The following is a 12,599-nucleotide window of genomic DNA, read 5'->3' as shown; positions in this document are numbered from 1 at the left end:
TTACTTCTCTTTAGTTTCAATGGTTTTAATAATTTTTGCAGGTACTCCCCCAATGACTACATTATCCGGAAAAGCTCCCGAAACGACTGCGCCGGCTGCCACTACAGTATTATTGCCTACTTCGGAACCATCCAGAAAAGTCACTTTCGCACCCACCCAAACATTGTTACCAATCTTAATTCCTTTGGATGTTACCCCCTGCTCTCTAATTAATTGATCGGGATTTGAAAAAACATGATTCTCGGAATGAAAACTGATATAAGAGCCCATGATCACATCACTCCCAATTTCAATACCGCCCGAAGCGCCGAAATGGGTGTAATCGCCAATAGCCGAATTATCGCCCATTGTTAGGCCTATTCCGTATTTCGAAAGATGACTTGTACAGGTTAACTTGGAAAATGCCCCAATTTTACAGTTATTACCCAGCTTAATTTTTCTGGAAGCATATCCGTCAAGATGCGTATACTGTTCAATTGTAACATTTCTCCCAAAAAAGAAATTTTTCTTATTGTATATAGAGACATTAGATCCCAAAAAGGTCTTTCGCTGCAATTTGATAAGCCCTCTCAGCATCATTACAAACCGGCACCACAACGTTCTTACTATTAAACTATCAGGTATCGCCGTATCTATCTGATACGACTTACCGGCCTTATTCAAAAGTGATTGAAAAAAATTTTTAACCATTTATTCGTGAATCGCTTTACTGAAAAGCTTTTTTCTGATACAAAGTAAGTAAAATAAAATGACTATTACCTCGGTTGCAATTAAAGTATAAAAAACTCCGTAAACCTTATATACTGGCAAAATTAATACTATCGCCAAAAGATTCATGACTACTATGACCGCAGTGATTTTAACATAAAATCGTTTGAAGTCCCATGCTAAAACCAGTTGCTTTAAGGAAACTGAAACCGCCAAAAGCAATGGTATAAACACGGCAACTTGCAGCAAATTGCTTAGAATATAGCGGTTTGTCGGGTTAAAATAAGCTACAACATCATACGAAAACAAGTAGAAAAAAACCATCCCAAACAATACAAACATAAAGTTGAAACCGTTGTACAGCTTCCAGTTTCGCATTGCCTTTTCACGATTTACTTCCAACAGGTAACATATCTTCGGAAAAACATAATTAAAAAACAGAAAGATGTACGTTTTGAATATTACGATAATTTGCTCCACTATCTTATATTGACCCGCCATCAGGTTATTCCCAAAAAAACTGATCAGAATCACCGGCGTGTTGAGTTGCAAAGCCACAAAAATCTGAGAAGAAAACATAGAAAAATCCTTGCCTAAAAACTGCTTGATTTCTAAAAATGAAACCCTTCGCATGGAAAAATGGTGTCTTTTGAAAACCAGTCCCAAAAAAAGACCGTTCGACAGAATCATACCTAACCCCCACAATAAATTAACAAAAACATAATCTGAAGCGGAATGTATGAAAAGGAAAATCCCCAAAAGATAAATTAATTTAGACAGGATGTTAGCGTATGTAATCCATTTTACGTTTTCCATGCCTTGCAGAAACCAAACCGGACTTAAAAACTGACCTATCAAGATTGGCAACCCGTACAAAAAAAGAACACGCTCCGTCTTGAAGAATGGCACCGTGCAAAACATCACAACCGAAAGCAATAAAAGCAAAAGCAGTAAAAGCAATCTTGACGAATAACTGGTAATAACAATTTGCTTCAGCTCTTCCGGGTTATTTCGGTGAATTGCCACTTGTCGCACCCCCACCAAATCCGAACCGTAATCGATAAAAACAATAAGGAAAAAGGAAAGGGCTAAACCAACTGCTGTTTTTCCGAAATTCTCTTCACCGCAAATCCCAACGATATACGGAACAACCAATAAAGGTGTTACCAAATTGAACAACTGTCCAAAACCATAAATACCCAACTTTTGGAATTGCTGATGCAAGAGTATTTTTTTAAACAATTGCAGCATCTATTTCTGGGTGTAGAGTTTGTTTAAACAATCGTATAATTTATTGCCATTCGGGTATAAAGACGGTCCGTTAGGGTTTGTCGTGTCTTTTCTCTTTATCAATCCGTTTAATTTGTCCACTGAAGTATTGGTCTCATCAACACGGAACATCTTAAAAATTTCATTCCCTTTAATCGGAATTGTTTCCTTATGATAATCAATCTGAATTTTATTCAAAACAATGGCAGTCTGTTTAATATTTCGTCCAAAATCGATACGAAACTGTTTTGGCAATATGGAATCCGGGAAGACAATTTCAATATTTTGATTTTTAGGCATCCCCTGCACCTTGTGCCAAAAAGAATGTTTTTCTGTAAACGCTACACTGGCGTTATTGCTGTAAAAAACCTGTAACGAATCGCTTTCCTGAATTACCAAATCAATTTCGACTCTTAGGGATTTGGCGTTTTGTACCTTTTCACAGGATGACATTACTGCTAATACAAGGACACAAAAAAGTGTTTTTACAAGGTATTTCATATTCATTGTTTAGGAATAAAAATAAACAAAAAAATCCGATTGTAAAATCGGATTCTAAGTCGTTGCAATTAAAATTACTTAATGGTAATTTCGTTAGGATATTCCAATGCTGCGGCATAAGTTGTTGGCTTTTCCTTTAGCATGATATGGATATAATTGTTTTTCGTTTCGTATCCGATATACTGAACTTTCTGTCCGTCCGGTAAATGCAATTCCGTTCCTTTTGAAATAAGATCAAATTTTTCTTTTGAATAATCCACCAAAAGCATGTTGAAGGTAAGCCCTACACCATTTTTCCAGTTCTCATCGGAATAATTTGCCAATTGAATGGATGTGATTTTAGGTGCCTCAGCGGTAGTTTCAGTAGATTGTTCCTGTTGTGCTTTTTCTTCAATTTCACTTTTTTGTTTGCATGAAAAAGTCAACGCAAAAACCAATAATCCTAATAATACTCTTAATTTCATTGTCTATGTTTTTAGTAGGGCAAAATTAGAATTTTTTTTTAAATATCTATATTTTTTCAATATTTTCTTGAATGTAGGATTTTTTCTTAAAGACCAACTCCAGAATAAGAGATAAGTACTTGATTATTATAGCACTTAAGAAAAAGAATCCCGAGAATCCAGCAGACATCAACAGCATTATAGTAGTCCAGCCTTCAATAGGCTTATCCTTTCCGAAATAGACCATAAAAGTATAGATCAACACCCCTAAAGTAGTCATGAAAAGCGTCAAAGAAATCATTATCGATATCTTAAAAGATAAATTGGTATAAATAATCAGGGAATCTATCGCTGTTTTACTTCTTAGATGACTTTTTTCCGGTGTTTTTCTCAGTTGGGTGGTTTTGGTGTATTCCAAGGTATGAATCTTCAGTCCGCTGTTGCTGTACATAGCCTTGCGGTACGGAATTTTAACACTGATGGAAAACGCCCTGTTGATGGACCTCCTTGATAAAATTCGAAATCGGTCACTTCTTAATTTATTGTTGGATTTCGAAAAATAATTATAGGTGGCGTAAAACAATTTAGATGAGAATTGATCGTTGGCTTCCGGAGATACCGCAATGATATCGTACCCTTCCATCATCTTATGGAATGCTTTTGCTATCAAATCAATATCATAATCAATAAAAGTACTATCAAACTCATAAACAAAATCTCCTGTAGACAAATCCAAACCGGCGTTCATGCTCAATTCGACACCCTGATGAAAACTCATCTGTATGATTGACACCTGATGTTGTTTTAAAAATGGCGCCTCTTTAATTCGTTGTACCGAACTGTCTGTTGAACAATCGTTAACGACAATCAACTCAAACTGTTCGAACATTGCGTCTATTTCTCCTACTACTTTTTCCAAAAAGTTTAAAATAGTCGTCTCGTTATTGTACAGATACGCTACTATCGAAATGAGTTTTTTTTCTTTCATAACTTATTTATTTGTCAGCACATCATCCAAATCATACACCGTATTAATCTTTCCGGACAATACCGATACAAAAGTAGGCGATTTGGAATATTCTTTAATAACTGTTGGTCGGGAATCGTCAATTTCAGATTCTTGTAAAACCGGTTTTATGGAATACAGGGAATCCACATAATCAAATACTATATCGTCCTTCAGGTACTTTTTAGCCAATGCGCTCATATAAGCCCAGGATGTTTTTGGCTTGGCAATACAAGTGTTGCAATTTCCTATTTTAAAAGGGCTACAGGTGTTTTCACTGTGCTGCTGACAATCAAATTCAGGCAAAATAGCCGTACTGGTTTTATGGGGTGTATAATGAACAGCCGTTAAAGAATGATAGCCGGTTTGCCCAAAAGGCATTAAGGAAAAAAATGGTCCGTCCATCATGGTTATTCCGGTGTTTTTCAGACTCTCATTGGTTTTGCATAAAATTACTTCACACAATTCGTATTTTATCTTTAAAGGAGCCACATCAAAAAGACGGTGAATCTGATTAATACCCGCATAGGTTGCATTCAACACGAATCCGCTTTCTACTTCCGCTCCCGTATTTGTAGTTAAAACAAACGAACCTTCCTTTTTAGTAACCGAAACAATATAACTTTGGTAACGAATCTCAACATTATGGCATTGTGCAAGCTCCTCCAAAAAGAACTTTTTCAGCACTTGGGCATCGTAAGTACACTCTCTTGATAAATAGGCGCCTTCACAAAATTCTGTTTTAAAATAATCCGAAACATTTACAGATTTACACGGAATATTAGTGTCTTTACAAAATTTCTCAAACTGGTGCGCATTTGTCCATGAAAAATTTTTGGAAATCGCATAGATTTTATCAAACTGGTTGTGAATACAAAACGAATAATCTTCCAGAAAACGGTCGTAATAATCTGCCGATTTTTTAGCCGTGCTATAAGACCTCGGGTAATGATACCCCATATGAACTCTTGCCTGATTGATATAGGTCGCTCTGGAAAAGGCCTCGGGATCGTGTTCCAGCACCAACACCTTCTCGCCTCTTTTCCCGCAAAAAAGTGCTGCGTACAAACCGTATAGTCCCGCGCCAATTATTATTTTATCGTACTGATTTTCCATTAGTCAACAAATTCCAAAGCATTAGGGAAACCGATTGTGCCAACATAATCCTCCAACTTTTCGGCAATGGTAATGTTAATGTAATTTCCGGACACATAATATCCTTTTACAGTAACCATTCTGCCATCCAACAATTTAATTTTTTTGTGTTTCTGCAACAGTTTTTCTTTTGAAGGCGAAAAATCCAGAACAACCATATTGTAAGCCAAACTGCAACCGTTTATCCAGTTGCTGTCGTTTAGATTCGCCAAGGTTAGTCCGTTAGATTTGAATGAAATCTCTTTTGTACCGTCATCAGAAATTAAGCAAAACTTACTGATTTTAACCGCCTTTTCTGCTTTAAATGTAATTTTGGGATTGCTTGTGTTCCACCAATAATAGCCATTACTCACCCGAACCGCGTACTGATGTTTACCTGCCGAAACACTAAAACCATAAGTCGCTTTAGAAATATTGTTTTCAGAAAGATCCACAGAAGCTGTCATATCAGCATCAGTCTCGACTTCAATAAAAGCAAATACCCCTTTTCTATTAGTATTAAGATTTTTGGCTTCAATACTGGCAGTCGTTTCCTCGACGATGTCCTGAAACGGTTTTACTTTAGCAAATACTTCACTATCAGACTCTTCAGCCCACAAGCGCGGTACAAAACCGATAAAATAATCAATTTTTTCAGGCTGATTGATATTTCCTTGCAAGTCACTGGTGATTTCAAACTGTTCCAGCGTGATGCTTTCAACATTCATCCCAATCATCAATTCATGCGGTGTTTTGCCGAAATTCATAGTAATAGTATTCTCCCCCGCTACCGTAATTGGAAATTCTTTAGTTCGATCTTCCGAAAAGGTTTCCGTCGCATTCAGGTTATAATAAATCTTTATGTTTCCGGTATTGGCTGCCATAAATTTTAAAACCAATCGCGAAGGCAGGTTTTCGTTTTTCAGTTTGCCTTGTTGTCTTAGATGATTCATGATTCCGATAACGAAAGGCGATGCACCACTGGATTTCAGCACTGTTTTACCATTCTCATTCGCAATTGCAAGGTTATTTTTGCTGATGGAGGCTTCATTCAGGAACGCAAAATCAGTGACTTTCGAATCAGTACGAATTTCACCAATTTCCCTTAATTTAGCTTCATACTCCGACTTTTTAGATTTAAGAACATATACATCAAACGATCCCATCCGGTATAGCGGCGTGAAATTTGAGTAAATATATTCTGCTATTTTGTAATATTTAAAATCCACATATACTTCTGAAATCGCATGCCAGTAATTGTTTTTAATCGGCATTAATACAATGGTGATATTTTTCTCTTTCAGGTAACCGATTTCGATATCCTGAGCCTTGTCTCCGTTAAGCATTAAAGGCGACTGATTCACATACACCGGATTTTTCCGGTCGGTTAAGGCGTGGTAAAAATTCGTGGAGGAAAAATCGTAATACGTCTGGTCCTTGGTAAGGACTTTATCCAGAAACTTTTTAAAGAACTGAATTTCGGATTGGTCGAAAGTTACTTTTAAACGTGTTCCGCCAAACGAACTCATCTCCAAAAATTTCTCATGATAAGATGCGGAATTAACGGACTGTGTCAATAAAGAAGTACTTCTGTTTTTAAAATTTGCATTGGCCGAATTTAGAAACAAGAACGTTCCCAAAAACACTATCGAAAAATAAAGCAGCCTGTTTTTAGAGCCAAACACCAATGTGAGAAAAAGCAACGCTATCGGTAACGTACTGGTTATACGGATGATGTTTCCGTATTCGAAATTGTGAAATACAATCCCGCGTTGTGCATTCAAAACGAAAAAGAACACAAAAAACAAAAATAGAATAACAGCCCCGATTGATCTTTCCTTCTTAAGAATAACCTTCTGATAGGCTTCGTTAAAGAACAATTTAAACACAATAACAGTTGCAAAACAAACCGTAAGCAGCGGAAGCAAATAATACGAAACCCTAAACAAATAGTGAGACGTGTCGCCCATTTTGGTAATCCCCCAGTTTTGATCGGACATGGCTGCCAATAAAAACTCCTGTAATCTTACAATCGGATTGATGCCTTTCAACAAACAAAGCAACACAAAAAGCAACAGCAATGGCGCTACCGCTACAACAGCTGCTTTCAGCAGGTTTTTAAATTCAAACCTGCGGTACAAGATTTTATTAAACTGAAAGTAAAGCAATAAGGCAGACAATAATGCGGAATAGCCCACATCTAACTTATACAAACAGACAGAAATCCCTAAAATCCAGAAATAACAATGGTTTTTAAACGATTGGTCTTTAAGCAATCGGATGACAAAAAGAGCCAAAATACCGGCTAACGCAAATTCGTTAAGAACAACCGGTAAAATCGGTACACATAAAATAAGAAAGAAACTGTTCACGCTTCCCAATGCTTTTCGGAACACATAATACAGCACTATAATTTCGAGTACAAAAAAGTACAGAATGTATAACGAGTGTGCCCAAGGCTCATATCCGTTGAACAAGATATAGATGTACGAAAAGAATTGCTGATTCAGCATGTGGGCATCGAAATTCTCCACAAAAGGTATAGAACCGTATTTACAGAAATGATCTATGGCTAAACCGTGATTGGCTGTTTCAAAAAATTCACTGCCGGGAATCATGAAACGCCAAGGCTGCGCAATAAGAATGACATAACTTAACAGTGCAATGCCTACGAAATGGTTTTGAACAAATTCGGAAGTCCTGCTCCTTTTTCTGTACAGCAAATAGAAAAACAATACGCCCGACAAGATGATAAGCAAAGCAAACATCAGAAAAGGGCTATTGCTTACAAAATCCAACTGTTTATTTAAAATATTCAGACATTCCAAACCAAAGGACAAAATTGCCGGTGTTACAACCAAAGGAATAGAAGCAGTCAATACCGTGCCCTCGCCTTTGTTTTTCAAAAATTTTATAAAAAAAAGATACGCAACAAAACTGAAAAAAAACGTCAAAAAAACAAACGTCAAGGTTTGAGGATCGACAGCTATAAGATACCCCTTAAGTTTTAGTTCTGGAGTAATCTTATCGAAAAAATTCCTATTTTTTAAAAACGTATAACCAAACAAACTGAAAGGAAACGAAACAAAAACAGGCCATAATGCCAGTTTAATTTTCTGATGTGTGTGATTGAACCGAAGTTCCAGTAACAAACAAACCAACGAAACACCTATAAAATATACCGCTATATCAGTCGAATACAGTAAAAAACCAGAAAAAACAGCCAAAACGCCAATGGTTCCAATACTGAACAACGGTTTTAAAAGCGACGAGTCCTGACTGCCTTTTTCCACCCATTTTTTAAGTATCAAAAAAAATGCGGCAGTTCCCAGAACAAGGGCGAAAAGCAATTTGTAAAACAATCCAACCCTTTTGGAAACATCTAAATTATTCACAGAAGCATTGGAAATAATGTGCTGACTGAAATCCGAAACCGCTGGTTTGATTTCAAACAAAATATTTATAAAAGGCGAAAGCAGTCCCAAACAAAAAAACAGGCTGACCATTACAAAAGCCCTATTATAGACCGTATTTTGAGTAATCAGAGTAATTATAGCTTCTTTAATTCTTTTCATCATTGCAACTTAGGGGTTGTATTTTCTAAATAAATTTAGGAGTAATATTTTCATCAGATTGGAATTTCCTCTGAAAAAACTAATCTTCGTTGGCGTTTTACCACTAGCCGGATATTTGCGCTCTACCGGAACTTCCGTAACCCTTAGAGACAACTGTGAGGCCTTTACCGATAAATAAGCCAACAATTCATAGGTAACAAAAATATCCCGAAACGGTTGTACCTCAGGATGTGTCAAATATTTTTTGGAATATGCGCGAAAGGCATTTGTGGTATCGGTAAAACAGTGCATCGCCGTTAAGGAAATAATCGGCGAGTGAAGCAATTTTACAGCAAAATGGCGTATCCACGGTGTGTTTTCGGCCTTTCCGCCTTTAATGAAACGGGAGCCTTGTATAAAATCATAGCCTTCATCCAATTTTTCCACAAACAACGGTACCGATTGAATACTGTCTTTATTATTGCCATCTATGGTAATGATTCCTTCGTAACCGCGTTCCAACGCATACCAAAATCCCATTCGCAATTGTGCTCCTTGTTTACCAGGCCCTTTTTTTACCAAAAGCGTGTTCACACCTAAAGCCTCCAACCGGTCTGTAGCGGTAGAACCGTCTGTGGAATCCCCATCGCAGATAATAATATCTACTTTTTCCTGTATCCCGTTCTGCATTGCCCGCTCCAACTGACGGATGATTCGATCCCCTTCATTGATAATTGGAATGCAGAGGCAATATTTGTACTTTTTTTCCCCTAGTTCATAGGCCAGAAAATCGGGCACTCCTTTACTATTTTCAAACTTGGAATACATCTTGAATATAATTTAATTTTTCCTGCAGCTGTTCAAAAGACAAGCCGTTTTTCATTTCAATCGAAACATAATTTCGATAATCTATCGCTTTTAAAATTTCGGCCAGCTGTTTGTGTTCGCTTCGTTTTAAAATGGGTTCCAGATAGGGTTCACTGATGTGGACGTGATGAATGAAATCGGGATTTTCGGTTAGCAGTTTCATATCTTCCCCATTTTCAATTACTGTCCCGAAATCATAGTTGATCTTTAAACCCCTGCACTGACAGTCTTTTAAAAAACCGATGGCTTCCTTGGTGGTGTTGATGAAATTTGTTCCGTAAATTTTCGGATTGGGCTCTATGGCCAAAATCGTATTTTGCGCATGGGCATATTCACCAATTTCTGAAAAAAAACTAACCGCTTCCTGATATTGTCCTTCTTTGATAATGCGGTTTTTCGGGGAACCAAAAACCAAATTCGGGCAGTCCAATACGGCGGCAAAATCAATAGCTTTTTTAAGATGTTTCTTTATAATGTCTTTTTCAGCCTCATTTTCAAAAATCGAAGCGGTAACTCCGAAACAAATCGACTGAAGTGAAATAATATTGAGGTTGAAATTATCCTTCAATTGCTCTTTTATCGTTGCAACATTGTTCAAATCGTCGTAAGGCTGATTGCCAAAAATACGGGTCGGCGCTATTTCCAGACCTCGAATGTTTCTTGCTTGAAGCAATTCGTACATTCTCAGATCGTCTGCTACTGTCCAGGCTATATTTGAAATGGTTACTTGCAATGGATCTGTGTTTTTATAAAAGTGGTTATTTCTTCTAAAACGGTTGCGCTGTTCTGAATGTAATTCGGTTGGCCGGAATATAGAGCCGCATGCTTGGAATAACAATCATAGTGCGGTACTTTAGGACTCACTTCATTAACAAAAGCCTTCTGAAAAACACGTTGGTAAATTGCATCTACGGCAACCGGTTCCGTGACAAGGTTTATCTTGCGAAGTTGGTGCCCCAATGCTTTTTCAATGTCATCCCAAAGGTTTTCAAGGTTGTAAAACTGGAATTTCCCTCTGCTGTCTGAAAAATTCAGGGCGGTAAAGCCCAAGTCGAGAAACTGTTGCTTTAAAATATTCTTTTCGGCCTCGCCAATTGTGTTTAGTTTGTAAAATCCGTTTTCCTGACGGGTATAATTTTGGGATACAAAGTCATGACTCTCAAATTTATCATACAATTCTTTGCTCAGCATGGAAGGTACTATGTGAATGGCATCGTAAATGAAATTCTTCTTGATGTTTTTACCGAACAAACCCGGCAGCCGAACGATAAGATGATCGGCAATATTTGCTTCCACCCATTTTTCCAGATGCAGACGGTTTTTCCCATAAGGCTCTACCGTTGCTTCGTCGATAATGAAATCTTCGTCTTTACCGATGGGATCCGGATAGACATCTATGGTGGAAATAAGCACTATTTTTTTGGGGTTGATTTTCTTGATGTTTTCAATGGCGTTCAGGATGATTTCAAAATCGGCCTGCGGTTCTTTGTTGGCCAGGAACTTTTCGGCTCTTACACCGCTATACACCAACAAATCAGGATTTAATCCGAATGCTTCCGCTATGTTTTTAGAGTTTACACAAACGTCAAAATCAGTCGAAGCCATCAAATTTGAGCCTACAAAACCGGTATGTCCTACTAGTACTTTCATGCTATTTTTTTACGTAATGTCTGGTAATTGCTCCCAATCCGTCGTACGATTCCTGAAGTGTAAAATGTGCATCTAAAAACTGTTGCTCTGCCGGTGGCAATTTTACGATATCGGCATAACCGTCAACCACCCAAAACGACTTTATCATCGCAGGATTTGTTTTCATTTCATTTACCACAGCCAAAAGATTGGGTTTGTCTACTACTTCAAACGCGACACCGTTGTTGTTCAGATAAAAATCCATCCAGTATTTTAAACTCGTATAAATTACTTCTTTCTTCGGATTGTAAAATCGTACCATGTCGGTAGCTTCCCTGTATTGGGATTTCAATGGTGTATGGTAATATTTTTTCACCACTACCAAATCAAAAATTACAAAGAAAACCAGAAGCAGTAAAAAAGAATACCGTACAAACAGATTCCTGAAACTGGCCAGAGCTATGGAAATCATTAAAAGAATCGCCGGAAAAATACTTATAAAATAACGTGATACATATAAGGAAGAACTTAAATACGATTTAAGAAGTATGACTACCACTACAAACGAGATCCAGCTAAACAACACTAAATAGGCCAAAACCAATTTGTTTTCCAGCAGCTGTTTTAGGTTTTTAGTTTGCTTTTGACTGAATACTTTAATGATGAAAAACGTAAACAAAAGACCATACAAAAACACCAGAATTTCAGAATTACTGATGAACTCTTTCATAATATTGGTTAAACCATCATTCGAAGGCGCAGGAATCCACGACGATTTAAACTGACTCAAAAGATAGAACTTATAACTGTTAGGAAGGAAGAACAATAAAACAATTCCTGCTATTTTTAGGATCTTTTTAAAATAGGCTGTTCTTTCTTCTTTTGGTGTTAAAAACAACACTAAAAGTAATATCGATCCTTGCGCCAAAACGTTAAGCACACTAAAAAAATTAGTGTTCAGCATTAACCCGGTGCTCACGGCGTACCAAATTAGATTCCGGTTGGGTTGATCGTCTTTTAGAAACTTCACAAATTTGTAATACGAGAATAGCAAGCAAGCCAAATACAGCGAATAAGCACGCGCATCCTGCGAATGGAAAATTCCGTATTCGTTAAATGTCAATAATAATGCGGCGATTAATCCGGCTTTCTCATTTAGCATTTCCTTTCCTAATTTGTAAATCATCCAAATAGCCAGTATCCCGAAAATCACGGAAGGAAAACGCGCAACAATAGAAGAATCACCAAAAAGCGTGAAAAGCGTATTCATTATAAAAAAATACAAATACGGAAAACTTTCTCTTAGATTAACTTCTGATAGAATTTGCAAAAAGGAATGCTTCGGACTGGCAACGTTTAAGGTATAAATTTCATCCATCCACAAACTTTGGAAATCCAGTTTGTAAAATCGCACTAAAGAAGCAACACATAAAATTGCTAGTATATATTTATGGGTAATAAAAAATTGCTTTATCTTTTCCATCTGTT

11 protein-coding genes are annotated in these 12,599 nt (G+C 37.1%); all 11 read right to left on the bottom strand.

The window, feature by feature from the left end:
• The gene (locus ABGT15_RS09595) at positions 1–690 is read right to left on the bottom strand and encodes an acyltransferase (protein ID WP_367231201.1); all 690 of its coding nucleotides are present in this window, start codon (positions 688–690) and stop codon (positions 1–3) included.
• On the bottom strand, positions 691–1,959 hold the full coding sequence (locus tag ABGT15_RS09590; RefSeq protein WP_367231200.1) for an oligosaccharide flippase family protein: 1,269 nt from the start codon (positions 1,957–1,959) through the stop codon (positions 691–693).
• Positions 1,960–2,478 (bottom strand): hypothetical protein, encoded by a 519-nt coding sequence (locus ABGT15_RS09585; protein ID WP_367231199.1) that lies wholly within the window; start codon positions 2,476–2,478, stop codon positions 1,960–1,962.
• A 74-nt stretch (positions 2,479–2,552) separates the two neighbouring features.
• Positions 2,553–2,942, bottom strand: a complete 390-nt coding sequence (locus ABGT15_RS09580; protein WP_367231198.1) for a hypothetical protein — start codon at positions 2,940–2,942, stop codon at positions 2,553–2,555.
• Between the two features lie 46 nt (positions 2,943–2,988).
• A complete protein-coding gene (locus ABGT15_RS09575) occupies positions 2,989–3,909 on the bottom strand; it encodes a glycosyltransferase (RefSeq protein WP_367231197.1) in 921 nt (306 codons plus the stop codon).
• Positions 3,910–3,912: 3 nt separating this feature from the next.
• Positions 3,913–5,043, bottom strand: a complete 1,131-nt coding sequence (locus ABGT15_RS09570) for an FAD-dependent oxidoreductase (RefSeq protein ID WP_367231196.1) — start codon at positions 5,041–5,043, stop codon at positions 3,913–3,915.
• The gene (locus tag ABGT15_RS09565; protein WP_367231195.1) at positions 5,043–8,639 is read right to left on the bottom strand and encodes a hypothetical protein; all 3,597 of its coding nucleotides are present in this window, start codon (positions 8,637–8,639) and stop codon (positions 5,043–5,045) included. Before ABGT15_RS09565 ends, ABGT15_RS09570 begins: the two co-directional genes overlap by 1 nt.
• A 6-nt stretch (positions 8,640–8,645) precedes the next feature.
• A complete protein-coding gene (locus tag ABGT15_RS09560) occupies positions 8,646–9,443 on the bottom strand; it encodes a glycosyltransferase family 2 protein (protein ID WP_367231194.1) in 798 nt (265 codons plus the stop codon).
• Positions 9,427–10,215: a sugar phosphate isomerase/epimerase family protein gene (locus ABGT15_RS09555; RefSeq protein ID WP_367231193.1), complete on the bottom strand. Its 789-nt coding sequence runs from the start codon at positions 10,213–10,215 to the stop codon at positions 9,427–9,429. Before ABGT15_RS09555 ends, ABGT15_RS09560 begins: the two co-directional genes overlap by 17 nt.
• Complete coding sequence (locus ABGT15_RS09550) at positions 10,206–11,132, bottom strand: NAD-dependent epimerase/dehydratase family protein (RefSeq protein ID WP_367231192.1); 927 nt, start codon at positions 11,130–11,132, stop codon at positions 10,206–10,208. The genes ABGT15_RS09555 and ABGT15_RS09550 overlap by 10 nt, the downstream gene beginning before the upstream one ends.
• A 1-nt stretch (position 11,133) precedes the next feature.
• Positions 11,134–12,594 (bottom strand): glycosyltransferase family 39 protein, encoded by a 1,461-nt coding sequence (locus ABGT15_RS09545; protein WP_367231191.1) that lies wholly within the window; start codon positions 12,592–12,594, stop codon positions 11,134–11,136.
• Positions 12,595–12,599: the final 5 nt, after the last annotated feature.

This window comes from Flavobacterium enshiense (genome assembly GCF_040750275.1).
Classification (GTDB): domain Bacteria; phylum Bacteroidota; class Bacteroidia; order Flavobacteriales; family Flavobacteriaceae; genus Flavobacterium; species Flavobacterium enshiense_B.
The sequence above is the reverse complement of the archived record's forward strand: the minus strand, read 5'-3'. Positions and strand labels throughout refer to the sequence as shown.